Genomic DNA, 24751 nt, shown 5'->3' with positions numbered 1-24751 from the left:
CCCGATGACCGTTCCCGGAACGCCCGGCGGTGCCGCCGCCGCGGGCCACGGGCAGCAGGACTCGGAGTTCCGCAAGGAGATGGGCCCGTGGGCGAACTTCGCCCTCGGCTTCACCTACCTCTCCCCGGTGGTGAGTACCTACACCCTCTTCGGCACGGCACTCGCCGACGGCGGACCCCCGATGATCTGGGCGTTCGTCATGGCGGGGTGCGGGCAGTTCCTCGTCGCACTGGTCTTCGGCGAGGTCGTCGCGCAGTATCCGATCGCGGGCGGGGTCTATCCGTGGGCGCGACGGCTGTGGGGCAGGCGCTGGGCCTGGATGACCGGGTGGGTCTACATGTGGGCGCTGCTCGTGACGATCACCAGCGTCGCCTACGGGGCCGGGCCCTACATCGCCATCCTGCTCGGTTTCCGCGTCACCGTGCACACCACCGTGCTGTGCACGATCGCGCTGATCGTCGTCGCCGTGCTCATCAACTACGCCGGCACGAAAGCCCTCTCCTGGGCGGCGCTGATCGGCTTCAGCGCGGAACTGATCGGCGCGCTGGTCGTCGGAGTCATCCTGCTGACCACGCACCGCTTCCACGGCCTGGGTGTCCTCTTCGACGACTTCGGCGCCGCCGGCGACGGTTCCTACCTGCCCGTCTTCCTCGGGGCGGCGATCATCGGCTTCTACCAGTACTACGGTTTCGAGGCCTGCGGGGACGTCGCCGAGGAGGTGCCTCACCCCGGCAGAGTGATTCCCAAGGCGATGCGCCGCACCATCTACGTCGGTGGCGCGGCGGCGACCTTCACCTGTCTGACGCTGCTCCTGGCCGTCGTCGACTACCGCGCGGTGATCTCCGGCGGGGACACCGACCCGGTCGTCCGGGTTCTCTTCGACGCGCTCGGCGAGGCCGGCGCACGGGTGGTGATGGCCGTCGTCCTCATCTCCTTCCTCTCCTGCACGATCAGTCTGCAGGCCGCTGCCGGCCGGCTCATCTACTCCTACGCCCGCGACGAGATGATCATCGGACACCGGCTGCTGCGGACGTTCTCACCGACTCGCGCGGTGCCCGAGTACGCGCTGCTGGTCGCCGCGGTCATCCCGGCGCTGATCGCCTTCGGCTCGCTGATCTCGACAGACGCCCTCACCAAGATCGTGTCCTTCGCGATCCTGGGCATCTACGCCGCGTTCCAGATGGTCGTCCTGGCCGCTCTTCGAGCCCGCCTCAAGGGCTGGAAGCCGAGCGGCGAGTACCGGCTGGGCCGGTGGGGTCTGCTGGTGAACGCCGGGGCGCTCGCCTACGGGATCTTCGCCATCGTCAACATCTCCTGGCCCCGGACCCCCGACGCCCCCTGGTACGACAACTGGATCGTACTGCTCGGCGGGGCAGTCGTGGTGTCCGTGGGCCTCCTCTACATGTTCACCACACACCACTACGGACGCAGCGACGCCCCTTCGGGCAACGCGATCCCCGACTAGCCTGTCGTCACTTGCCCGGCTGCCCCCTGCGCGGCCCACGGCCCGCGCCCGGCGGCCCGGCCGACGGTGCTGGGGGGGGACCCAAAAACCTTCGCGCCTGCTCGCCCCGGCCGGTACGGTCTCGAGCGTGTTCCCTCCCGGGAGCCCACGTGCTCCGCGCGGCCGCCCCGGCAAGTCCCCACGCTGAGAGTAGGTTTCGTCAATGGCATGTCGTATCAGTGAGCTCGTGCTCGGCTGCCGCGACCCCGAGGTACTGGCACGGTTCTGGTGCGAGGTCCTGGACTTCGTGGTGCTCGATCGTGAAGAGGACGGCACCCTCGAGATCGGGCCGCGCGAAGGGTTCGGCGGCCCGCAGCCCACGATCATCCTCAGCCGCAGGGACGAGCCGGAGCAGGGGAAGTCCCGGCTGCACATCGACGTCAACGCCACGGACCGCGACCAGGACGCCGAGCTCGAACGCCTCCTGAAGCTCGGGGCGCGCCCGGCCGACATCGGCCAGACCGGCGAGGAGCAGTGGCACGTTCTCGCCGACCCTGAGGGCAATGAGTTCTGCCTGCTCAAGGCCCGCCTCAACCCGCTCTGACGGTTCAGCGTCGGCGCTGCGGCGCCCTTCGGGCGCGTTCCGAAGGGACCCACCTCGTACTCAGCCTCATGGCAGGCGCTTGGCCTGTGCACACGCAAGGCCCTCGCTGCGTGCGGGGGCCTTCGGTATGAGCACGGACGAGCCATGCGCGCCCGGTCAGTTGCACGCTGATCACCCTGCCACCCTGGTGGCGGCCTTCGTCACGAGGAAGGGCCCCGTGGGAGGTGAAGCGGCACGGCCGCTCGGGCTTACCGGCCGTCACCGACCACCAGCCCCTGCTCCGCCGAGCCCCGGGCGGTTACGATCGCATCCCTGCCTCCATGGAGTTGGCTGATGAGCCACGGAACGCGGAGGTGTGCCGGCAGGCCGGGCCCTGCCGGCGGCGGCTCATCGCGTGGGCCTGGACTCCAACACAGACATGCTGTGCTGGACGGCCGATGACGACAACCCGACGAGTGGCCCGTGGTGGTATGGAACCGCGGCAGGGACGCTGGCCGGAAGACCCGTGCGGGGTGGCCGGGTTCCCGTGCCACGTCCTTCACGCGACCCTTCGACCGCTGCCCCCTGGGTGACCTGTCCCTCTGGGTGCCGGTTCCCCACGGTTCGTCCACCGCGGCGAGCGGCAGCGACTCCGGGCGCGGCGCAGCATTCTCCGGCGCCCCCGCCGGCCCGCAGTGACCACGTGTCAGGACGACTCGCGCACCACCAGTTCCGTCGGCAGTGTCATCTGCTGCCGGGGCGCGCCGTGCTGGGTGATGTCGGTGAGGATCCGGGCCATGGTCCGGCCCAGTTCCTCCACCGGCTGACGCACCGTCGTCAGGGGCGGGGCGGTGTGGCGGGCGAGGACCGAATCCTCGAATCCGACGACGGCGACGTCTGTGGGGACGCGCCGTTTCCGCCGGCGCAGTTCGGCGAGCGCGCCCACCGCCATGAGGTCGGAGGCGGCGAAGACGGCATCCAGATCCGGGGCGCGTTCAAGAAGCAAACGCATGGCGTGACGGCCGCCCTCCTCGGTGAAGTCACCTGCCTCGACCAGGATTTCCCTCGCCGCCGTTCCGGCCTCCTCGTGCGCGGTGTGCCAGCCGGCGAGCCGGCTGCGGCCCACGTCCATGTCCAGTGGGCCGGTGATCGTGGCGATCCTTCTCCTGCCGCTGTCCAGCAGGTGCCGTACCGCCGCGGTCGCCCCGCCCGCGTTGTCGGAGTCGACGTAGCTCAGCCGCTCGCCCGCGTCCCGACGGCCGGCCAGCACGGTGGGCAGGCCCATCTCCTCCAGCATGCCCGGCAGCCGGTCCTCGGCGTGCACGGAGACCAGCAGGACGCCGTCCACCCGGCGGGTCGCCACCGACTCGGTCAGCTGGTCGCGCTCGGCCTGGTCGCGGACGAGCATCAGCTGCAACTGGGTCCGGCTCTCGGCGAGTGCGCCGCTGACGCCGCGGATCAGTGCGGCGAAGAACGGCTCCGAACCGAGCCGGCTCTCCGATTCCGGGATCACCAGGGCCACGGCGTTGGTGCGGTTGGTCACCAGACCGCGGGCGACGGAGTTGGGAACATAGTTGAGTTCCTTGATCGCCGCAAGGACCCGGGCACGTGCGTCGGCGCTGACCAACTCCGAGCCGTTGACGACGCGGGAGACCGTGGTGCGGCCGACGCCGGCGCGGGCGGCGACCGTTTTGATCGTGGGACGGCGGTTTCCGGTCATGCACTCCCCCCTCGGCTGCCGCGGCGGGGTGCCTACCGCGGAGGTGACCTGCGGCAATTCTTGCAGACCCCGCCGTCGGCGGAGCAACCCCCAGGGTCCGGGAAGCGAACTCGGGGCCCGGGGCCCGGCGAGAAGTTGCGTTCAAGTTATTGACAGATGGGCTCGCTCCCAGGAGTCTTCGATGCGCCGGTGGGAACGTGCCCACCACATTTTGGGCACGTTCCCATCATGTTCAGAGCCGCTGTAGTCATCGCTGTAGTCGTCGCAGAACTCGTCACTCCGATGTGTCAGCGCCGTCGCTAGGAGGAGATCCATGGGCACTCTCGGTTCGTTGCGCAGGAAGGCGGTGGCGACGGCCTCGGCCGTCGGCGCGCTGGCACTCGTCGTCGGCTGCAGCAGCAGTGACGACTCGGTCACCGGCGGTGGCAAGAAGGACGGCAAGACCACCATCACCATGGGCCTGTACGGCGTCATGGGCATCAAGGAGACAGGCCTTCTCGAGCAGTACGAGAAGGAGAATCCCGATGTCGACATCAAGGCCGAGATCGCCGGCGACGAGCAGACGTACTACACCGCGCTGCAGACCAGGCTCGCCGGGGGCAAGGGCCTGAAGGACATCCAGGGCATCGAGATCGGCCGGGCCAAGGAGATCACCGAGACCCAGGCGGACAAGTTCGCCGACTTCTCCAAGATATCGGGCACCGACCACTTCCTGCCGTGGAAGGAGTCCCAGATCAGCACCGAGGACGGCAAGGTGCTGGGTCTGGGCACCGACATCGGGCCGATGGCCGTCTGTTACCGCAAGGACTACTTCGAGAAGGCCGGCCTGCCCACCGACCGCGAGGAGGTCGCCAAGCTCTGGGCGGGCGACTGGAAGAAGTACGTCGAGGTGGGCCGCACCTTCAAGAAGGGCTTCAAGGGCGACGACGTCGCCTACATGGACGCGGCCAGCGGCCTGTTCAACGCCATGGTCTACGGCTACCCCGAGCAGTACTACAACGACAAGGGCGAGCTGATCCACGACAAGAACCCGGCCATCAAGGAGGCGTGGAACCTCGCCGCCGACGCCGCGGAGGACGAGTTGACGGCCGAGCTCCGCCAGTTCCAGCCGGGTTGGGACCCGGGCCTGGCCAACGGTACGTTCGCCACCGCCGTGTGCCCGGCGTGGATGCTCAGCCACATCAGCGAGAAGGCCGGCGAGGCGAACAAGGGCAAGTGGGACGTTGCCAAGGCCCCCAAGGGCGCCAACTGGGGCGGCTCCTTCCTCGGCGTGATCGAGCAGAGCCCGGTGAAGGAGGAGGCCCAGAAGCTCGTGGCCTGGCTGACCGCGCCGGAGCAGCAGGCCCACATCTTCAAGGAGATCGGCAACATCCCGTCCTCGCTCCAGGCGCTGGACAACCCCGACGTGAAGAACGCCAAGTCGGAGTACTTCAGCGACGCGCCGATCGGCCAGATCTTCGGTGCCGCCGCCCAGGAGATCCCGGACAAGCAGGTCCTCGGCCGCAAGGACGGCGCGATCAAGGACCTCTTCTCCCAGGGCCTGACTCTGATCGAGCAGCAGGACACCGCGCGTGACGAGGCGTGGAGGACCACCGCGGAGCGCATCGAGAAGGCGGTCGGCTGACCCACCGCCCCTGCGGCCGACGGGCCCGCCGGCGTTCTGCCGGCGGGCCCGGGGCCCGGCTCACACATCCGCTTTTCAGGAAGGAAGTCCGGTGGCCACCTCCACCACCAAGGCCCTGGCCGGGGACGAGCCTCCCGGCCCGTCCCCGAGGACGGGCGGCGAGGGCACCGCCCGGCGGCGCGGCGCACTGCTGCACCGGCTGGACATCAAGGGCGCCCCGTACGCGTTCGTCGCGCCGTTCTTCATCATCTTCGCCGCGTTCAGTTTCTACCCCCTCGTCTACACCTCGTGGATCTCCCTGCACGACGTGGAACTGGCCACCCTCGACGTCATGGAGTGGGTGGCTTTCGACAACTACGTCGAGCTCTGGGGCGACTCCCGGTTCTGGAACGCGCTGCAGAACACGATCACCATCGGCGTCATCTCCACGGTGCCGCAGCTGATGATGGCGCTCGGCATGGCGCACCTGCTCAACTACCGGATGCGCGCCTCGCTGTTCTTCCGCGTTGCCTCGCTGGTCCCCTACGCCACCTCGGTCGCCGCCGCCGCGCTCGTGTTCACCATGATCTTCGAACGCGACTTCGGCATGATCAACTGGGCGCTCGGCTCGGTCGGCATCGACCCGGTGAACTGGGAGGCCGACAAGTGGCCCGCCCAGGTCGCCATCTCCACCATCGTCATCTGGCGCTGGACCGGTTACAACGCCCTGCTCTACCTGGCCGCGATGCAGGCCATCCCCGCCGACCGGTACGAGGCAGCCTCCCTCGACGGCGCCTCCCGGTGGCAGCAGTTCATCCACGTCACCATCCCCGGCATCCGCTCCACCATCGTCTTCACGATCGTGCTCTCCACGATCGGCGCCACCCAGCTGTTCGGCGAGCCGCTGATCTTCGGCCAGGGACCCAACGGCATCACGGGCGGCGCGGACAACCAGTACCAGACGCTGGGGCTCCTGCTGTACGAGGAGGGCTGGAAGAACTACCAGATGGGACGCTCGGCGACCGTCGCCTGGGTGATGTTCATGGTCCTCGTCCTCGCCTTCGCCGTGCAGCGGCTGATCAAGCGCCTGCGTTCCCGTTCGTCCTGACCTGGAGTCGCCATGACCACTCAAAGCCTCCCGGCCCGGACGGACGCTCCGGCCCGGACCTCCGCCGAGAAGCCGGCCGGCCGCGGCGGTCGCCGGCTGCTGCGCCAGCGCGCCGGCCGCCAGCACCACGCGGGCCCGCTCGCCTACGTCCTGCTCGCCATCATGGCGCTGCTGTCGATCTTCCCGTTGTACTGGACGATGGTGGCCGCCTCCACCGACAACACCCGGGTCAGTCAGACACCGCCACCGTTCCTGCCCGGCCCGAACCTGTTCAGCAACCTCGCCCGGGCCTGGGACGAGGCGGCGATGGGCAAGGCCATGATGAACAGCCTCATCGTGGCCGGGGTGATCGCCCTGTCCACCGTGATGTTCGCGACCCTGGCCGGGTTCGCCTTCGCCAAGCTGCGGTTCAAGGGGCGCAACGTCCTGCTCATGCTGGTGATCGGCACCATGATGGTGCCGCCGCAGCTCGCCGTCGTACCGCTGTTCATGATGATGTCCGAGCTGGGCTGGTCGCAGCAGCTGCCCGCCGTCATCTTCCCCACGCTGGTGAGCGCGGTGGGCGTCTTCTTCATGCGGCAGTACCTGACGGAGGCTCTGCCTGACGAGCTCGTCGAGGCGGGACGCGTGGACGGGGCGCACTCGTTGCGCATCTTCTGGAGCATCGTGCTGCCCATCGCGCGGCCCGCGATGGCGGTGCTGTTCATGATCACCTTCGTGCACGCGTGGAACGACTTCTTCTGGCCCTTCGTGGTGCTCGACATGACCAACCCGACGGTCCCCGTCGCGCTCACCCAGCTCAGCGCGGGCTATGTCCGCGACCAGTCGCTGATCATGGCGGGCGCGCTGCTCGGCACGCTGCCGCTGCTGGCGATGTTCATCATCTTCGGCCGCCAGATCGTCAGCGGCATCATGGCCGGCGCCGTCAAGGGCTGACCCACCACCGTGCCCGCCCGGGTCCCCGCCGGCGGGCCGTATCCCACCCCCCTCGCAGGCATGCGTGCGCTTGCGAACACGCCCACCCAGAAAGGACTTACGTGGTCACCGCAGCACAGCAGACCGTGTCCGCCCCGGACTCCGCCCGTACCTTCCCCAAGGGCTTCCTCTGGGGCTCCGCGACCGCCTCGTACCAGATCGAGGGGGCCGCCGCCGAGGACGGCCGCACGCCGTCCATCTGGGACACCTACGCCCGTACCCCCGGCCGGGTCCGCAACGGCGACACCGGCGACATCGCCACCGACCACTACCACCGTTGGCGCGAGGACGTCGCGCTCATGGCCGAGCTCGGCCTGGGTGCCTACCGCTTCTCCCTCGCCTGGACCCGCGTCCAGCCCACCGGCCGAGGTCCCGCCGTGCAGAAGGGCCTGGACTTCTACCGGCGCCTCGTCGACGACCTGCTGGAGAAGGGCATCCAGCCCGTCGCCACCCTCTACCACTGGGACCTGCCGCAGGAGCTGGAGGACGCGGGGGGCTGGCCGGAGCGTGCCACGGCGGAGCGGTTCGCCGAGTACGCCGCCCTCGCCGCGGACGCCCTCGGCGACCGGGTGAAGACCTGGACCACCCTGAACGAGCCCTGGTGCAGCGCCTTCCTGGGCTACGGCTCCGGCGTGCACGCCCCCGGACGCACCGACCCGGTCGCCGCCCTGCGCGCCGCCCACCATCTCAACCTGGCGCACGGCCTGGCCGTCCAGGCGCTGCGCGACCGCCTCCGCGCCGACGCCCAGTGCTCGGTCACCCTCAACGTCCACCACGTCCGTCCGCTCACCGACAGCGACGCCGACGCCGACGCGGTCCGCCGGATCGACGCGCTCGCCAACCGGGTCTTCACCGGCCCGATGCTGCAGGGCGCCTACCCCGAGGACCTGCTCAAGGACACCGCGGCGCTGACCGACTGGTCCTTCGTGCGGGACGACGACCTGCGGCAGATCCACCAGCCGCTGGACTTCCTCGGCGTCAACTACTACACGCCCACCGTCGTCTCCGAGGCCGACGGCAGCGGCACCCACACCTCCGACGGGCACGGCAGGAGTGCCCACACCCCCTGGCCGGGGGCCGACCGGGTCGCCTTCCACCAGCCGCCCGGCGAGACCACCGCCATGGGCTGGGCCGTCGACCCCACCGGCCTGTACGACCTGCTGCGCAGGCTGGCGTCCGACTTCCCGAAGCTGCCGCTGGTCATCACCGAGAACGGTGCGGCCTTCGACGACTACGCCGACCCGGCCGGCCAGGTCAACGATCCCGCGCGCATTGCCTACGTGCGCGGCCACCTGGCCGCCGTCCACCGGGCCATCCTGGACGGCGCGGACGTGCGCGGCTACTTCCTGTGGTCGCTGCTGGACAACTTCGAGTGGGCACACGGCTACGGCAAGCGCTTCGGTGCCGTCTACGTGGACTACCCGACCGGCACGCGCATCCCCAAGGCCAGCGCCCGCTGGTACTCCGAGGTCGCCCGCACCGGAGTCCTGCCCGGCGCCTGACCCGGCCCGGCGCGGCAACCCCGCGAGGTGCCCCACCACGGGGCCCGCCCCCGGCTCCCCGCATCAGCGGGGGGCCGGGGGCGGACTGCTGCACCCGGTACCGGGTCAGTCGAGCGGATCGAGCGTCAGCCGCGCCTGGACGGGGTTGCCGTCGTGCACCAGCGACTCGTGGTGGCCGACGTCGTCGAAGGCGAAGGCGTACGCCTTGCCGTCGGCCATCCGGTCGTGGATGATCCGGGCGTAGTGGTTGGTCACGGACTCCTGGTAGAAGTTCGCCGCCGAGGGGTCGGGCTGGTGGGGGTTGCTCAGCAGCGTCGAGCGATTGAAGCCGGCGCACAGCGTGCGCGAGATGGGTCCGCGTACCTGGTCGTTGGGGGCGTCCAGGAGCCGGTGGCAACCGAAGACGCTGGAGGCGTCGGGCTTGTGGAAACTCGTGACGACCGTCCCGGCGCCGTTGGTGAAGTTCATGACGCCGCCCGAGACGCGCCCGGAGTACCTGGTGCCCGGCTGGTCCGCGAACGGGGTGACGGTGAGTGTGGACGTCGTGTACTTCTGCCAGACGCGGTTGATGTAGTCGTCCATGACGGAGGCGGGCAGCGCCCCGGTCTCCAGCCCGTACAGCGGCGCCAGCGCCCGCAGGACGGTGCCGTCGGACCGGGTCTGGATCAGCCCGCCCCAGCCGGGCTGCGCCCGCAGCGCGGCGAACACGGCGTTGTAGCCGCCCGCCTTGAGCCGTCCGGCGCTCCTCACGCCGCCGTCGGCCCCCTGCACACCGACCGTGTAGGGCGCGGAGAACATGTCGACCTGTGTGCTGTTCAGCCACAGTCCGGAGTCGTTGAGCGTGTACTCGGACCAGTTGAACAGGATGTTGCGGTTGGGGTCGCTCGGGTTCTGCACGGCCGGCTGCACCAGGCCGCCCGTGGTCAGCCGGAAGTCGAGCTTCTGGCCGTACGAGAAGTAGATGCGTCCCGACAGCTTGGGGATCCGGATCGTCTTGGTCTGTCCGGCGGCCGGCCCGGGGATGGAGGCGTCCGGCGCTGGGGTGGGGGGATTGCCGCCGGCGGGCCAGGCGTGGAAGGTGCCGTTCGCGTCGGCCCAGCCCTGCTGACCCGTCGTCAGGGAGGTGCCCAGGTTGTAGATGTGTACCGGCTCGCCGCGGCTGGAGTTGTTGGTGATCTTCAGGGGGATGGTGGCGGGCACCGCGGCGTCCGCGGGTGGTGAGGCACCGAACGTGAGCAGGGCGCCGGCCAGGCCCGCGGCCGTGGCCACGGCGAGCAGACGGTGTTTGAGGCTTGAGAGCACTCTCCACCTCCGTGCGGGTGTGGGGGGGGGGATTGGTCCATACCGATTCTGAGAGCGCTCTCAGAGTCGCGCCAGGACGCGTCCATGTCAATAACTGGGGACAGGGCACCGGCAGGTCCTGCGGCTGCCACACGGGCCATCCCTGCGGGTGCGGGGAGCAGAACGTGGACGGCTCGTCGAGTGCGTCCTTGTCGTGAAAAGGGTGGCGGACCTTCCTCGAAGTTCGAGATCATCCGACCATGTCGGACGGCGCACCAGGACAAATACTTCCGGTCGGCTTCGAGTTCCGGCCGTATCGCGGCGACGAAGACCACGGTCCTATGGCCGCGGTGCGGCTGGGATGTGCTGAACGGGACCGGATCGACGCCCATTCGGTGGTGGAAGGGCTCCCGACCGCGGCCGAGATCGCCGAATCCTCCGCCAAGCTCGAGGAGCCGGCCAAGAACCAGATCCTGGTGGTACACGACGGGAGCGTCGTCGGCTACTCGACGATCCGGTGGTGGCAGGAGCGGGACGACACGTGGCTGTACCTGCACCGGGGCCACCTCTTGCCCGAACATCGCCGTCAGGGCATCGGATCAGCCATGCTGAGCTGGGCCGAAGAGCGGATTCGCCGGCTCGTCGAACAGCATGGAACGGCCCGTACGGCGGTGATCGGCGCGAATGCCGTGGCCTCCGAACAGGACGCCACCGCGCTACTGCTCGCAGCCGACTACCGACGTGTCTTCAGCCTGGTCGAGCTGAAGCTGGGCGATCTCCAGCAGGTGCCCGAGCTGCTGGGCAGCGAACTGCCGGCCGGGATACGGACGGGGCCGATCGGGACAAGCCACTACCGTGCAGCCTGGAGGACGGTCGTCGATTCGTATGCGGACACCGGTTTCACTCAGAAATGGACTTTCCAGGACTTCGTCGACACCGCTGACCCGGCATGCTGGAGAGCCGCCTGGAACGGGCAGGACATGGTCGGCGTCGCCCTCTGCTCCCTCCGCCGTCACCACCACACTGTGGGCGAGGTCGAAGAGCTGAGTGTCCGGACGGACCAACGACGCCTGGGAATCGGCCGGGTCCTGCTGCTGGACGGGCTGCGAAGTCTTCGCGAGCGGGGGGCAACGACTGCGCGGCTGTTCACGGGCACGGCAAATCCGCACCGGTCCTACGATCTCTACGAGAGCGTGGGGTTCCGGCGGCAGAACGAGTACGTCCGTTACCGCAAGCCGCTTGCTTGATCAACCGGTCATTCGACTGTCCGGTCAGTCCACGTGACTTGATGAACACCGTCCTCACCGCCTGGGCTCCCTGCTCGCGCTGTGCCTGGTCGCCATCCTCGGCGGAGCCACGTCTCTGGCCGCCATCGCCCGCTTCGCCGCCGACACCGATTCCGACCTGCCGCGAGTCCTCGCCGCCTTCGCACGGGCGTCTGCCATCGAGGGGGCGGCGTGGGCGTTGCTCTGTCATTCGCCGGCGTCCGTGACCACGCGGACGAGGGTGTCGACGAGTTCGTCGGCCGTGGTGTGCCACTTGTCTGTGTCGAGGTGGCCGCTGAGCTCCATGCCCGCGATGCCGTGGGCGCTGGTCAGCAGCAGGGCGCCGTAATGCCGTGCGTTCCGCTCTCCCGCGAGGGCGGCGACGATGTCCAGGAACTCGTCCTCGCCGCCAACCTGCGCCGCCACTACCCGAAGGGAGCCGTTGGCCGACGAGGACTCCACGAACGGCTCCGTCCCCTGTGGTGCGGCCACCGGTGAGCTCACGGTCAACGGACACCTTGCCCTCCTGCCCGGGACGAGGACTCTCCCGGCGTCGAGCCGCGGGCTCACTGCACGAGCGTCGCACCGCGGCCAGACCGCAGGCCACGGCTTTCATGCGCAGGGCATCCACATCAGGCTCTCAGGCGTGCGCCCCAGCGCGGTGCGCCACCGTCGCCGCAGCACATCCCGGTGGACGCCGGCCTGAGTTCGGCTCAAGCCTGCTCCGCGGTGCGCAGGGCCCGCGCCAGCCATTCCAGTTCCTCGGTCGCGTCGGGCGACGCATCCTGCCCGCGCACACGGGCGACGAGACTGCGGTAGTGCTCCGCTCCTGCCTCGATCCCGGCCTCCAGACTGCGCAGCACGGCGGCCCGATCGGCGTCACCGAACAGCTCGGACAGCACCTCGGCCGCTGCCGGCCCCTCGGGAGCGATCCCGCCCTTTCTGACCTCCGCGACGGTCTGCACGATCTGCCTGGCCCACCAGATGGACGCCCCGGGGGGACGGCCCTGCCCCGGTACGGGCGTGTTGAGCTCCATCCATGTGCGCAACCGGGCGCGGAAACCGGGGTCCCGCACCAACTCGGCCAGTTCGATCCAGGCGTCGACCTGCTCAGGTGTGGGCTCGTCGGGCAATTCGATGCTGAAGGTACGCAGGCGGTCGCGCAGGCGCGGGTCGTCGAGGCCGCCGAACACCTCCTCCTTGAACTCGTCGATGATCTGCTTGCGCTCGGCGGCGGAAAGCCGCGCCAACCGGTTCATCAGTGCTGTCTCCTCAACGGTCGAACCCCGTTTCGCCACGGTGGACAGGACGGCCCGGCTCATCTTGAGTGAGCGGATCTGCGCGTCGAGCGCGGCCACATGCGCGTCAGCGACCTCGGCGACCGTGGTGCGGCCGCTCAGGACGCGGCACACGTCGCCGAGTCCGAGGCCCAGCTCCCGCAGGGTGCGGACCAGCTCGACGCGGGCCACGGACTCGGCGTCGTACAAGCGGTAGCCGCCCGCGGAGCGGGCCACAGGCGGCACCGCCCCCTCGTCCGACCAGAAGCGCAGGGTACGCACCGAAAGCCCGGTGCGGTGCGCGAGCCGGCCGATGGTGAGCACGTCGGGGTGTTCGTCGTCCATGAGCAATATCCTGAACCCTCCGGCGGCTGGAGACTCAAGCGCCTCAGTGCGACATCCCGTGAGTTCTCCGGAGCTCTGCCGAGTTCCCTCTCACCACCGCCAGCGCCGACAGCATGCGCCTCCGCGCCCCCGCGCCTTCGACCAGACCGCAGACTGCAGACTGATCGGACTGGACGAGAAGGCCGGGCCGGGTGCTCAGGCCCCCAAGCAAGAACCACGGGAACCCATGGGATGTCGCACCACCCGATGGGGCGTCACATCATGTGACGCCGAACTGCACTCTCCGCGTGGTTCCTACTCGACCGCACATCGCTGCTGTTCAGGCACTACTGCGTCCACTCGTACGCGTGATCCGAGACGAATTCGGCAAAGGCGCGCGGCGGACGGCCGGTCAGTTCGAGCACCGCGGTGCTGACCTGGTCTTCGCGTCCCTCCTTGATGCCGCGCTCGACGGCGGCAAGCGCGGCAGCGAACTCGGTTGGCATTCCGGAGGCACGGTAGGCGGCAGCCTGTTCCTCCTCCGTAATACGCTCCACCCGAACCTGCCTGCCGGTCTGCGCGGTGATGATCTGCGCGGCCTGTGGGTAGCTCATCCCGTGCGGTCCGGTGATCAGGTAGTCGCTTCGGGCGTCCACCCCCACGTCGGCCAACAGCGCGGCAGCACTGGCCGCGATGTCCCGCGCATCGACCCACCCCAGCTTGCCGTCACCGGCTGCGGTGCGGATCTCACCGAGTCGATGGATGCGCTCGGCCAGGGGGTGCGGGCGCAGGAAGTTCTGCATGAAGCCGGACGCGCGGAGTACGACACCTCCGGGCTGGGCCTGAACCTGAGCGGCCAGCTCCACAGCGCTGGGCGCGTTCGGCAGCACAAGGGCGGAGCCGAGCATCACGAGGCGCCGGATACCGGCCCGCTGCGCTTGGCGCAGGAAGGGCTCGACCAGCGGCAGCGGGTCCACGCTCTCCACCGGCGGGAGCAGGAAGACCCGGTCCGTCCCGTCGAGCGCGGGTCCGTATGTGGTCGGGTCGCTCCAGTCGAAGCGGATCGCATCAGGATCGGCTGCGGCAGGGTTCCGGCTGGCGGCCCGTGTCTGCACACCAGCGTTGCGGAGCACTTGCACCAGCGTTCTACCGGTCTTGCCGGTGCCTCCGGTCACCAGCACTCCGGACATCAGCCGTCCTTCCTTTCCAGCGAGTCGATCAGCCCGGCGAGACCCCCGGCAGCGGCGGCCGCCGACAGCGGGCTCCAGTAATCCCGATACAGAGCGATCAGCCCGTCGCGGGCCGTGAGAACCACGATGTAGTCCAGGCGGTAGGGCCGGGAGGTGGCCACGGTGCGGCCGGTGGCCGTCCACTCCACGACGACGGTGTCCGTTCGATCCGTGGGTCGCACGGTGAGTGCGGTCACCTCCTTCATGTCCATCAGCTCCGGATAGTGGGCGAGGTAGGCACGTACCTCCTCACGTCCGCGCAGAACGCGAGGGGAGCTCCCGGCTGCGAAGGGGAATTCCGCAATTCCGTCAGGCGCCCACAGATCCGCCACGGCATTCATGTCTTTGACCAGCATCAGATCGATCAGGCGGCGAAAAGTTTCCTCAGGGGTCCTGGGCACCATTTCTCCTCGTAGTCAACAAACCGACCACGCCACCATGCACAGCAGATGTGCGGGCGCGGAACGGACAGCCAAGCCCCGGACCGGCAGTGCGAGGCTCAGCCGTCCCTCCTGTGACAGGATGAAAGAGTGAGCAGCCAGGAACTCGCAGCCTTTCTCCGCCGGCGCCGCGAGGAACTGCGACCAGAAGACGTGCCGGCCGAAGCGACGCTTCCACCAGGCCGGCGCGCCCGTCGCACACCCGGACTGCGCCGCGAAGAGGTAGCCGCCCTGGCACAGGTGTCGGTGAGCTACTACGAACGACTGGAACGGGCACGGGCACCCCGGCCCTCACCGCAGGTGTTGGTCGCGCTGGCGACGGCTCTCCAGCTCACCGAAGCAGAGCGTGACCATCTGGCCCGCCTGGCCGGACAAGCGCTGCCGGCGGAGAACGGCGGCGCGCCAGACCACGTACCCGAGGATGCCCAGCAGCTGCTCGGCAGACTTGACGGCATCCCTGCCTACATCGTCAACGACCGGCAGGACATCGTCGCCTGGAACGCAGCAGCCGCGGCTCTGATCACAGACTTCTCCCGTCTCACATCTGACGAGCGCAACGTCACGCGCATGTCGAAGAGATTCCGTGACACCCTCTGTACCGGCGCGCCCGGTTCGGAGTCCGATTTCTCTCGGCAGGCAGCCGCTCACTTGCGCGCAGCCAGCGTTCGGCACCCCACGGACAACGTGCTCGCAGAGCTGATCAACGAGTTCGCAACCCACGATCCGGATTTCGCGAGCAGCTGGCGCAATCACGCTGTGCGCCCCATGCCCAGCGTGCGAAAGAACCTGCGTCACCCCACACTGGGCGAGCTGGACATCGACCGGCACACCCTCGGCCTGCCCGGCTCAGGCTTCTCCTTGGTGATGTACACGGCAGAAGCCGGCAGCCCCAGCGCCGCTGCACTGAAGAGCCTTTGACCGCCGCCCCGGTGCGGTGCCTTCGGCTGCGCGGGGGCGGGCCGACGGTGCACGCGATTCAGCGGGGCGGGGCGGCCGCGTCGTCGAGCACCCTGTAATGACGTACCTCGGGGGCTCCTCTTGGCACCGCCTCGGGCCACAGGCAGTCCAGGACCGAGGCGGACGGCGGGAAGAGTGAACACGGCACCGCCCGGCGGTCGAACCACTCCCAGCGCACGATCTTGTCCGGCTCGGTGACCCGGGCCGTACCCGTCGCCCGCCGGGTGACGGCCGCGGCCGTCACCCGGGTCAGCCCGTTGAGCCCGTCGACGAGGACCGTCAGTACCCGTACGTCCGCCGCGGACACCGTGAGCCCGGTTTCCTCCGTCAGTTCGCGCGCGGCGGCCGTCTCGAAATCCTCTCCGGTGTCGACCTTGCCACCCGGGAGTTCCCATCGGCCGTCGTGGCCGAGGCCGAGCAGGACCCGGCCGGCGGGATCGAGGACGGCGAGGCCGACACCGGTGAGACTGTGGGAGGCGGGACGGGCGCGTTCGGGGCGCTCGGGGCCGGGGGTACGAGAGTTCACGTCCCCATTCCACAACGTCGAGGCCGCCGGATGCCACACCGGCTGGAGCGGATCGCGTGGCACCGACTCGTTCCAGCTGCGGGAGGACACCCGACGGCCGCCTTCGTAGCCGTCCAGGGCGGCATCGACGCGGAAGCTGCTCTCGCGACGCCGCACCGGAACGGATCCGAAGGCACGTGCTGCTGGTGGGGTGGCACCACGTACAGCCGCGCCTCCGGTCAGGCGTCCACGGACCAGTGCGGTGCCACGCCGGTGAGCCGGCAGGCGAGGAAGTACAGCGGGATGGGCGCGGTGTAGGGCGAGTTGCCGTCGGGGCCGTGGACCAGGCGCGGACCGGTCGGCCGGACGGCCGGCCGGGGGCGGGTCCAGGAGGGGTCGCCGACGACGTAGTGGGTGCCGTGGGGCCACGTCACACCGATGTCGGACCCCGAGGGGACGATCCACCACCAGCGTCCCTGGTCGGCGAAGACGCAGCCCGCACGGGGCAGGCCGGCCAGGATGCGTTCGCCGTGTTCCTGGGACGTGCTCACCGCGTCGTGACCGAGGTCGGCACGCAGTCCGGTGGGAAGGGTCAGTGAGGCCGGTCCGGGGCAGTGCCGCCGGGGTTCGCGGAGGGTGTCGGAAGGGCACGGGCGGTCGCGGGAGGTGGCCGCGGACGGACGTGGATCGCGGGTGTGCTGGAGGTCCATGGGGGGTGTCCTTTGGCCGGGCCGAGAGCGGGGGCCCGGGTGCGTCGGCGAGGTTCCGGTCCTCCGCTTCGACACGCAGGCGCTCTGCGGGCGTGCTCGACCCGAAAAGGTCGTCAGGAGAACGTTGTCAAGCGGGCAGCCGCCCCCCGACTCTGCGCCTGGACAGCGAGTGGGGTGGTGGGTGCGGGACATTGCGGTCAGTGGCGAAGTCACTCTGTCATCCGTCAACAACTGTGCGCAACCAGCAAGTTGAAATTTGCAGCTCCCTACACCCGACCTCTTCGTCGACGGAACGCTCGTGACAGACTGCGCGCCTGAGCCTGGGCGCGGGACGATGAAGGGGAGACGGTGTGACCGCGGAGACCGATTGGGGCGGCGCCCCCTCCGTGCTGCGCATGATCCTCGGCAGGCAGCTGGAGGAGTTGCGGACCCGCGCCGGTCTGACGTTCGAACAGGCCGGTGAGGCGATCGGGGTGAGTCACTCCACGATCCGCCGTCTGGAGGCGGCGAAAGTGGCCCGGCTGCGCCTGCCGGACGTGGAGAAGCTGCTGCAGGTCTACGGCGTCCGGGACCAGCAGGAGATCGACACCTTCCTCAAGGCGGCACGCGAGGCGAACAAGCGCGGCTGGTGGCACACCTACCGGGACGTCATGCCGGACTGGTTCGCGGCGTACCTGAGTCTGGAGCAGGCGGCCCTGCACATCCGCGCCTACGAGCCCGAGTTCGTGCACGGCCTGCTCCAGACCCCGGCCTACGCGCGGGCCCTGCTGAGCGCCGGCAACCCGCACGCCTCCTCGGTGGACACCGAGCGGAGGGTCGCCCTTCGCATGCGTCGCCAGGAGATCCTCACTCGTCCGTCCCCACCCCGTCTGTGGGTCGTCATGGACGAAACGGTGCTGCGTTGGCCCATCGGCGGTTCCGGGGTGATGCGGCAGCAGGTGGACCACCTGATCGAGGTCAACCGGCTGCCCCATGTGACACTGCAGGTCATGCCGTTCGCCTCCGGCCCGCACCCCGCCATGCGGGCGGGCGCGTTCCACCTCTTCCGCTTCCGCGCCCCCGAACTGCCCGACATCGTCTACCTCAGCGGCCTGGTGGGCGCCGTCTACCTGGACAAGGGCGACGACGTCGTGGTCTATCGCGAGGCCCTGGACCGGCTCGGCGCCCAGGCGGCGCCCGCCAGAAGCACCGAGGAACTCCTCGGCGCCCTGCGCAAGGACCTTTGACTCACCCGTACCGCACGACCCGAATGGAGAGGGGCGAACGTTGTCCGACAGCGGATGGCCGGCCGACCGGATCGACACCGAGCACGCGCACTCGGCCCGGATCTACGACTACATCCTGGGAGGGAAGGACTACTACCCCGCCGACCAGGAGGCGGGTGACGCCATGGCCCGGGAATGGCCCGCCCTGCCCGTGCACATGCGCGCCAACCGGGACTGGATGAACCGCGCGGTGCGCTGGCTGGCCGAGGAGGCGGGCATCCGTCAGTTCCTCGACATCGGCACCGGCATCCCCACCTCGCCCAACCTGCACGAGATCGCGCAGTCGGTGGCCCCCGAATCGCGGGTGGTCTACGTGGACAACGACCCGATCGTCCTCACTCTCTCCCAGGGCCTGCTGTCCAGCACGCCCGAAGGCCGGACGGCGTACATCGAGGCGGACTTCCAGCACCCGGAAGCGGTCCTCGAATCCGCCGAGTTCCGCAGGACCCTGGACCTGACCGAGCCCGTCGCCCTCACCGTCATCGCGATCGTGCACTTCGTCCTGGACGAGGACGACGCGGTCGGCATCGTCCGCCGCCTCATGGAGCCCCTGCCCTCGGGAAGCCATCTCGCCATGACCATCGGCACCGCCGAGTTCGCCCCGGAGGAGGTGGGCCGCGTCGCGCGCGAGTACGCGGCCCGCGACATGCCGATGCGGCTGCGCACCATCGACGAGGCCCACGAGTTCTTCGAGGGCCTCGACCTGGCCGAGCCGGGAATCGTCCAGGTCCACAAGTGGCGTCCGGACGGCACGGGCGAACAGGGCGTCCGGGACGAGGACATCGCGATGTACGGCGCCGTGGCCCGCAAGCCGTAACGACGCGGACGGCCCCGGCTCACCCGCCCCGGGGCGGGTGAGCCGCGGTCCGCCACCGCGCGTCCCGGGCGGAACGGGCGTACGTCCCCTCGTCAGATCATGCGGAAGAGGTCGGCGGCGGAGTGTACGTCGGTGAGGTCCTCGACGGAGCGCAGGTTGTCGCACAGGGCCTCCAGGACGGAGCCCTCCTCGGCGACGCGCGGGGCTCCGACGGCGACGCCGAAGACCCGGAAGCCCAACAGGCGCTTGGCGTCGTTCCAGCCGCGCATCCACTCCTCGGTGACGCCGCAGTCGTCGTCGGTGAGCATCACGATGTCGCCGCGGGAACGTGCGGCGTCGTTGAACTCCTCCTCGAGCACTTCGCTCGCCGCTGTCAGCGGCCTCTGGTAGCTGGTGCCGCCGCCCAGGAAGGTCTCCGCGAAGTCGAGGGTCTGCGCGATGCCGGCGGGCCGGCCGGCCGGGAAACGGTAGATCCGCAGCTTGTCGGCGGCGGAGAACAGGATGCCGACGAAGTCACGCCCCGAGTGGCGGGCCTGGTCCAGCAGCGCCAGGGCGCACGCCTTGGCCCACGCCTCCCGCGTGATGCCGCCGGGCCCCGCCTCGTACATGGAGTGCGAGGTGTCCACGCACGCGATGATGGCGCCCCGGCCGGTGTCCTGCTCACCCTGGCTGTCGTAGAGCATCAGCTCCCCGGCGGCGTAACGCGCGGCGAACACCGCGCGCAGCTCGGGCAGGCCGAGGGCGGCCAGCTCGGAGGGGACGACGCGGGAGAGGTCGTCACCGAGCGTGACGCCGACCAGTTCCCCGGTGGCGTTCTCCACCTTCCGGGCGCGTTCGCCGTCGGCCATCTGCCGGAAGCGGCCGATCAGTTCGGCCCACTGTGCGAGACGGCTGGTGCGCAGCCGCTCGGCGAGCCGCGCCCGCTGATCGAACGGCATCCGCTCCAGTTCACCGGGGCCGACACCCCACGCCCGCATCAGCGCGGCCTCCTGCCGGGCCGCCGCGGCAGCCTTCGCCAGCGCGTTCCGCACGGTGGCACGACTGCCGGGGACCGCCGTCGCGAGGGCCTGCGTGGCGTCCTGGGCGGCCTGTTGCGCGGCGGCCTCCGCGGTCCTGACCGCCTGTCGTACGGCGTCGGCCGCCGGATCCGGCACCGTGCCGTCCTCGGCGGTCCCGTCGGCGGCCCGCTGGAGCGCTTCGGACACGGCGGCCGCCGCAGCCTCGGCCTCCCGCCGGCTCTTCTCCGCCCGCTCGGCCTGTTCCCGGGCGGCCCCGGAGCCGTCCAGGAGCCGGCGCAGCGCGGGGGCCTGGGCCAGTACGGCCATGGCGGCCGCGTACGGGTCACCGGCCGTCTCACGGTGCAGCCCGGTGAACTCCGAGGACTCCAGCAGTGAGGCGATGATCCGGTGGTGGACCAGGCGCGAGGCGTCCATCTCCATGGGCTCGCGCAACCGCGGGCCGACCTTGTAGGCGGCCAGGAACGCGTCGGCCAGGAGGTCGGTGGCGTGGTGGTGGCGCTCGTTCAGTTCCTCTGCCAGCTCGCGGAGTGCGGCCGCCTGCGCGTAGGTGTCGCGCCACACCATCCGGTCGAACCGGTCCGCTACCACGGCCGCCGTGTGCCGTTCGGGAGCGGGGGACAGGGCCGGCCACTCACCGGCCCGGCCCGCCGGCTCACCGAGTCCGTCCGGTGTCGTCTCGCCCATCGTCCTGATCGTCCTGGAGTTCAGAGCTGGGCCTGCACCATGCTCGCGTCCACGCCGAGGGCCTCGGTGAGGACGCGGGCGCGTACCGCGCGCTGACGGCCGGTGACCCGGTCGATGGTGGCGGTGGAGCGCCCGGCGCCCGCCGCCTCCTCGCGGAGCTTCTCCAGCCGCCTGCCCGCCATGGCCAGCTGGTGGTGGGCCTTCTTGATGACCCACTCGCTCAGTGCCTCGCGGGACTGCCCGGCCATCGCGTCGAGCTGGGCCTCCAGCTCCTCGACGGTGTCGGCGAGGTCGAGCGCCTCCTTGGCGTCCGGGTTGACCAGCTGCAGCACCTCGCGTTCGACGGTCGGGCGTTCGGCGGGGGAGTCCCACAACACGTGGGTCAGCACCGACAGGTCGGTCTCGGCGACCGTCGGGCGGCCGTCGAGGTACGCGGACGCCTGGAGCAGGCCGACCGCCTGCCGCCAGCGGCGGTCGGAGGCGACGAGCTCCTTGCGGCGCAGCGCCGCCCGCAGCGTACAGATCGCGTCCACGATCGCGTCGGGCACGGCCACCGCCGGGACCGCCTCGGTCACCGCGTGCCGCAATGCGGCCAGCTCGACCGTGGTCCGTGCCGGCGCCGCCGGGCGGCTGACGGCGGAGCGGACCAGCGCGGCGAAGTTCGAGGGGTCCTCCAGGTACGTGACCTCGATCCGCACGAGCAGCCGGTCGTAGATCGCGGCGGAGTCCTCCCCGCTCGGCAGTTCGTTGCTCGCCGTGATGGCGCCGATCAGCGGGCAGCGGATCGGTTCGCCACCGCTCTCCGGGTGGTAGATCCGTTCGTTGAGGTAGCCCAACGTCTCGTTCAGGGCCGCCGTCGAGCACTTGAAGATCTCGTCGATGAACGCGACGTGCGCGGTCGTGGCACGGCCGTCGTAGACCTGTCGATACTCGCCCCGGGCCAGCGCGGCCACGTCGATGGGACCGAACATCTTCGTCGGCGCGGTGAACTTCGACAGGAGGATCTCCCAGTAGGACGCTCCCTCGATCCTGCCCGTGAGTTCCCGGGCCATCTCGGACTTCGCCGTACCGGGCGGGCCGAGTACCAGCGAATGCTGACCGGCCAGCAGTGTCACCACCAGCGTCCGCACCACGTCGGCCCGTTCGTAGAAACGGTCCGAGAGCTCGCGGCTGATCGCCCGCAGCCGTTCAGCCGTGTCCTGCGAGAGCTGTGCCTCCTGTGCGTCCTGCGGCCCCATGGCCAACTCCTTGCCTCTGGCGTCCGGCTGGGCTGGTGAGACGCAGCCTATCTCGCGGCGTTGCCCGTTCCGGCGGGCGAAGCCACCCGGGCCTCAGCGCACCGGGGACGGCGCCATGGGTGCGAGGAGCCTGCTGGGCACGGTCGAGTCGGGCGGTCGGCAGGAGCGGCCAGGGCGTCACTGACGTCGCCTCGGCTGCGTGTGCCCAAACCGCCGCGACGTCGGTAGGTGTTCCCGACTCGTACGCGTGCAGCGAGTCTGCGACAACACCTCCTCAGCATGGTCCTGACCGTGGCCCGGCCGAACCACGAGGCGTCGCGCACCGGTTCCCAGGGCTGTGCCCCCGCGAGCCGTTTTCCCCGAGTCGGACTGCCGGACGCCGGCGGACGACGGCTCGAGGGCGCACCCCGACATGTCCGGACCCGCCGCGTCCGTGAACCCTCGGTCTCGTGAAGCCCGTGAACCGGGCCTCAGCCGAGCGTGAAGCGCACCGGCGTCCCGGCCGCGGCCTGGGCCGCCGCCGCGAGGGCGGGTTCCGCGACGACCGCGATGACCGGATAGCCCCCTGTCGTCGGGTGGTCGTGCAGGAAGACCACAGGGCGTCCGTCCGGCGGAACCTGCACGGCGCCCAGCACCATGCCCTCACTGGGCAGTTCGCCGGTCAACGCCCGCTCGAGCGGCGGCCCCTCGGTGCGCAGCCCGATCCGGTTGCTGTGCGGGGAGACGTGGTAGGTCGCCGAGGCGAGGGTGCGCAGGGCGGCCGGGGTGAACCAGTCGGCGCGCGGGCCCAGGCGTACCGGCAGGACCAGTTCGGTGGGCGGCCCGGGCCACGGGGCGGCGACGGACGGTGCCATCGGCCGTGCCGGAACGCCCACCGGCACGACGTCCCCGTCCCGCAGGGGCGCCGGGCCCAGGCCCGAGAGCAGGTCCGTCGAGCGGCTGCCCAGGACGGGGTCGGTGGCGATGCCCCCGCGCACCGCCACGTACGAGCGCACGCCCGCGGTCGCCGTCCCCACGTTCAGGACCGCGCCCGCCGGCACCCGCACCGGAGCCCCCCAGGCCACCGGCCGTCCGTCCACGGTGACCGGGCAGTGCGCACCGCCGACCACGGCGGTGACGGCGCGGTCGGGCTGGAGGGCGCACCCGGTCAGGGTGGTTTCCAGTACGGCGGCGCCCGGATCGTTGCCCAGCAGCCGGTTGGCGAGCCGCATCGCGGGGGCGTCCAGGGCACCCGAGCGGGGCACTCCCAGGTGGGCGTGGCCGCGCCGGCCCGCGTCCTGCACCGTGGTGAGCGCGCCGGAGCGCACCGTGGTGAGCTTGGCCGTCATCCCGTGGCCTCCGAGGCGGCGTTCGCTGTGGTGAAGCGCACACGGGTCCCCGGGGCGAGGAGCGCCGCCCGGTCCCGGGCGGGGTCCCACAGCGGTCCCGGGTCCGGCATGGTGCCGATCAACTGCCAGCCTCCCGGCGTGGAGCGTGGGTAGACGGCGCTGTAGGGGCCGGCGAGGGCGACCGCGCCGGCCGGAACCCGTGTCCTGGGGGTGGCCCTGCGGGGCACGTGCAGCTCTGCGGGAAGCCCGGTGAGGTAGGCGAAGCCCGGCGCGAAACCGCAGAACGCGACACGGTAGGTGCGGGAAGTGTGGCGTGCGGCGACCTCCTCGGGGGCGACCCCCCACCACGCCGCGACGTCGGCCAGGTCCGGCCCGTCGTAGCGGACGGCGATCTCCACGACGTCCCCGTCGTCGTCGGCAGCCGACGGCACCTCCCAGTCGGTGATCCCGCGGGCCAGCGCCTCCGGGTCCGGCACGCCGTCCAGCAGGACGGTCCGCGCCCCGGGCACGATCTCCTCCACGGGCGGCAGGATCCCGGCGGCGCGCCGGCGCAGCACTTCCGCGTGGAAGGCCGCGGTGCGTTCGGCGTCGGGCAGTTCGACGAGCAGCGCGCGGCGACCGGCGGGACGCGCCGTGAGGGAGCGGCTCCCCGTCATGCGAACGCCCCGATCCCGACCCCCGACGTCTCCAGCGCCCCGCGGACCCGTGCCGCGATCCTGGCCGCGTTCGGGGTGTCACCGTGCACGCACAGGGACCGGGCGGCGACCGCGACGGTCGTTCCGTCCACGGCCTCGACCGCCCCTCGCACAGCGAAGGCCAGCGCGCGCCGTACCACCGCGTCCTCGTCCGTGACCACGGAGTTCGCCTCCCGGCGGGGGACGAGTGTGCCCCGTGCGGTGTAGGCGCGGTCCGCGAAGGCCTCGGGTACGCCGACGAGTCCCGCCTCCGCGGCGGCGGCGAGCAGCCGTGAGCCGGGGAGACCGAGCACGGGCAGGGCCCCGCCCGCGAGCCGCACCCCGGCCACGACGGCACCGGCCTGCTCGGCGTCGTGGACGGTGCGGTTGTAGAGCGCGCCGTGCGGCTTCACGTAGGCCACGTCGGCCCCGGCGGCCTGGGCGAACACCCTGAGCGCGCCGATCTGGTACGCCACCTCGGCCGCCAGTTCGTCGGCGGGCACGTCCATGGCACGCCGTCCGAACCCCGCGAGGTCGCGGTAGGACACCTGGGCGCCGATCCGCACCCCGCGCTCGGCGGCGAGGTCGCAGACGCGGCGCATCACCGAGGGGTCGCCCGCGTGGAAACCGCAGGCGACGTTGGCGCTGGTGACGACGGAGAGCAGGGCGTCGTCGTCGGTGAGGGTCCAGCGGCCGAAGCCTTCACCGAGGTCTGCGTTGAGGTCGATCACGCTCTGAACGTAAACGATTGTTGAACGATCCGACAAGGGGTCGATGAGTGTGCGTGACAGGCGATGCGAAAT

At 70.5% G+C, this 24751-nt stretch carries 23 protein-coding genes; 10 read left to right on the top strand and 13 right to left on the bottom strand.

All coding sequences use genetic code 11. The features are described from left to right. Positions 1-4: 4 nt before the first annotated feature. Positions 5-1465: an APC family permease gene (locus ACP4IX_RS02730; RefSeq protein WP_426554655.1), complete on the top strand. Its 1461-nt coding sequence runs from the start codon at positions 5-7 to the stop codon at positions 1463-1465. 202 nt (positions 1466-1667) lie between these two features. Next, entirely contained in the window at positions 1668-2048 is a 381-nt protein-coding gene (locus ACP4IX_RS02725; protein WP_311572575.1) for a VOC family protein, read from the top strand. 685 nt (positions 2049-2733) lie between these two features. On the opposite strand, the gene ACP4IX_RS02720 is transcribed toward ACP4IX_RS02725, so the two are convergent. Then, positions 2734-3747: a LacI family DNA-binding transcriptional regulator gene (locus tag ACP4IX_RS02720; RefSeq protein WP_426554654.1), complete on the bottom strand. Its 1014-nt coding sequence runs from the start codon at positions 3745-3747 to the stop codon at positions 2734-2736. Positions 3748-4060: 313 nt separating this feature from the next. Here ACP4IX_RS02720 and ACP4IX_RS02715 point away from each other — a divergent pair, with 313 nt between their 5' ends. The 4 genes from ACP4IX_RS02715 to ACP4IX_RS02700 all read left to right on the top strand — a co-directional run bounded on the left by ACP4IX_RS02715 (position 4061) and on the right by ACP4IX_RS02700 (position 8935). Continuing rightward, complete coding sequence (locus ACP4IX_RS02715; RefSeq protein WP_426520272.1) at positions 4061-5371, top strand: ABC transporter substrate-binding protein; 1311 nt, start codon at positions 4061-4063, stop codon at positions 5369-5371. Between the two features lie 91 nt (positions 5372-5462). Continuing rightward, complete coding sequence (locus ACP4IX_RS02710) at positions 5463-6458, top strand: carbohydrate ABC transporter permease (protein ID WP_426520274.1); 996 nt, start codon at positions 5463-5465, stop codon at positions 6456-6458. 12 nt (positions 6459-6470) lie between these two features. Beyond that, entirely contained in the window at positions 6471-7394 is a 924-nt protein-coding gene (locus ACP4IX_RS02705; RefSeq protein ID WP_426520276.1) for a carbohydrate ABC transporter permease, read from the top strand. A 101-nt stretch (positions 7395-7495) separates the two neighbouring features. Next, a complete protein-coding gene (locus tag ACP4IX_RS02700; RefSeq protein ID WP_426520278.1) occupies positions 7496-8935 on the top strand; it encodes a GH1 family beta-glucosidase in 1440 nt (479 codons plus the stop codon). 105 nt (positions 8936-9040) lie between these two features. Here the strand turns inward: ACP4IX_RS02700 and ACP4IX_RS02695 are convergent, their stop codons facing one another. Then, complete coding sequence (locus ACP4IX_RS02695; RefSeq protein ID WP_426554653.1) at positions 9041-10237, bottom strand: glycoside hydrolase family 64 protein; 1197 nt, start codon at positions 10235-10237, stop codon at positions 9041-9043. Positions 10238-10476: 239 nt separating this feature from the next. Here ACP4IX_RS02695 and ACP4IX_RS02690 point away from each other — a divergent pair, with 239 nt between their 5' ends. Further along, positions 10477-11463 (top strand): GNAT family N-acetyltransferase, encoded by a 987-nt coding sequence (locus ACP4IX_RS02690; RefSeq protein WP_426554652.1) that lies wholly within the window; start codon positions 10477-10479, stop codon positions 11461-11463. A gap of 225 nt (positions 11464-11688) precedes the next feature. Here ACP4IX_RS02690 and ACP4IX_RS02685 read toward each other — a convergent pair whose 3' ends face one another. The 4 genes from ACP4IX_RS02685 to ACP4IX_RS02670 form a co-directional block, all read right to left on the bottom strand. Further along, entirely contained in the window at positions 11689-11985 is a 297-nt protein-coding gene (locus ACP4IX_RS02685) for a hypothetical protein (protein WP_426554651.1), read from the bottom strand. Positions 11986-12194: 209 nt separating this feature from the next. Then, positions 12195-13103, bottom strand: a complete 909-nt coding sequence (locus ACP4IX_RS02680; protein ID WP_426554650.1) for a MerR family transcriptional regulator — start codon at positions 13101-13103, stop codon at positions 12195-12197. A 326-nt stretch (positions 13104-13429) separates the two neighbouring features. Continuing rightward, entirely contained in the window at positions 13430-14272 is an 843-nt protein-coding gene (locus ACP4IX_RS02675; protein ID WP_426520286.1) for an NAD(P)H-binding protein, read from the bottom strand. Continuing rightward, complete coding sequence (locus ACP4IX_RS02670; RefSeq protein WP_426520288.1) at positions 14272-14715, bottom strand: nuclear transport factor 2 family protein; 444 nt, start codon at positions 14713-14715, stop codon at positions 14272-14274. The genes ACP4IX_RS02675 and ACP4IX_RS02670 overlap by 1 nt, the downstream gene beginning before the upstream one ends. Positions 14716-14841: 126 nt before the next feature. Here ACP4IX_RS02670 and ACP4IX_RS02665 point away from each other — a divergent pair, with 126 nt between their 5' ends. Beyond that, a complete protein-coding gene (locus ACP4IX_RS02665; protein WP_426520290.1) occupies positions 14842-15669 on the top strand; it encodes a helix-turn-helix transcriptional regulator in 828 nt (275 codons plus the stop codon). Positions 15670-15727: 58 nt separating this feature from the next. Here ACP4IX_RS02665 and ACP4IX_RS02660 read toward each other — a convergent pair whose 3' ends face one another. Both ACP4IX_RS02660 and ACP4IX_RS02655 read right to left on the bottom strand, forming a co-directional pair. After that, positions 15728-16234, bottom strand: a complete 507-nt coding sequence (locus tag ACP4IX_RS02660) for a nucleotide triphosphate diphosphatase NUDT15 (protein ID WP_426520292.1) — start codon at positions 16232-16234, stop codon at positions 15728-15730. 218 nt (positions 16235-16452) lie between these two features. Continuing rightward, on the bottom strand, positions 16453-16923 hold the full coding sequence (locus tag ACP4IX_RS02655; protein ID WP_426554649.1) for a hypothetical protein: 471 nt from the start codon (positions 16921-16923) through the stop codon (positions 16453-16455). 350 nt (positions 16924-17273) lie between these two features. On the opposite strand from ACP4IX_RS02655, the gene ACP4IX_RS02650 reads away from it, so the two are divergent. Both ACP4IX_RS02650 and ACP4IX_RS02645 read left to right on the top strand, forming a co-directional pair. Next, complete coding sequence (locus ACP4IX_RS02650; RefSeq protein WP_426520296.1) at positions 17274-18149, top strand: helix-turn-helix domain-containing protein; 876 nt, start codon at positions 17274-17276, stop codon at positions 18147-18149. A gap of 40 nt (positions 18150-18189) precedes the next feature. Beyond that, positions 18190-19005, top strand: coding sequence for an SAM-dependent methyltransferase (locus ACP4IX_RS02645; RefSeq protein WP_426520298.1), 816 nt, complete (start codon positions 18190-18192; stop codon positions 19003-19005). A gap of 92 nt (positions 19006-19097) precedes the next feature. Here ACP4IX_RS02645 and ACP4IX_RS02640 read toward each other — a convergent pair whose 3' ends face one another. The 5 genes from ACP4IX_RS02640 to ACP4IX_RS02620 form a co-directional block, all read right to left on the bottom strand. Next, on the bottom strand, positions 19098-20708 hold the full coding sequence (locus ACP4IX_RS02640) for a VWA domain-containing protein (RefSeq protein WP_426520300.1): 1611 nt from the start codon (positions 20706-20708) through the stop codon (positions 19098-19100). A 20-nt stretch (positions 20709-20728) separates the two neighbouring features. Next, positions 20729-21946: an AAA family ATPase gene (locus ACP4IX_RS02635; RefSeq protein WP_426520302.1), complete on the bottom strand. Its 1218-nt coding sequence runs from the start codon at positions 21944-21946 to the stop codon at positions 20729-20731. Between the two features lie 470 nt (positions 21947-22416). Next, positions 22417-23274: a biotin-dependent carboxyltransferase family protein gene (locus tag ACP4IX_RS02630; RefSeq protein ID WP_426554648.1), complete on the bottom strand. Its 858-nt coding sequence runs from the start codon at positions 23272-23274 to the stop codon at positions 22417-22419. After that, the gene (locus ACP4IX_RS02625) at positions 23271-23930 is read right to left on the bottom strand and encodes a 5-oxoprolinase subunit B family protein (RefSeq protein WP_426520306.1); all 660 of its coding nucleotides are present in this window, start codon (positions 23928-23930) and stop codon (positions 23271-23273) included. The genes ACP4IX_RS02630 and ACP4IX_RS02625 overlap by 4 nt, the downstream gene beginning before the upstream one ends. After that, positions 23927-24679, bottom strand: coding sequence for a LamB/YcsF family protein (locus ACP4IX_RS02620; protein WP_426520308.1), 753 nt, complete (start codon positions 24677-24679; stop codon positions 23927-23929). The genes ACP4IX_RS02625 and ACP4IX_RS02620 overlap by 4 nt, the downstream gene beginning before the upstream one ends. Positions 24680-24751: the final 72 nt, after the last annotated feature.

The organism is Streptomyces sp. WG5 (assembly GCF_049974565.1).
Taxonomy (GTDB): domain Bacteria; phylum Actinomycetota; class Actinomycetes; order Streptomycetales; family Streptomycetaceae; genus Streptomyces.
The sequence above is the reverse complement of the archived record's forward strand: the minus strand, read 5'-3'. Positions and strand labels throughout refer to the sequence as shown.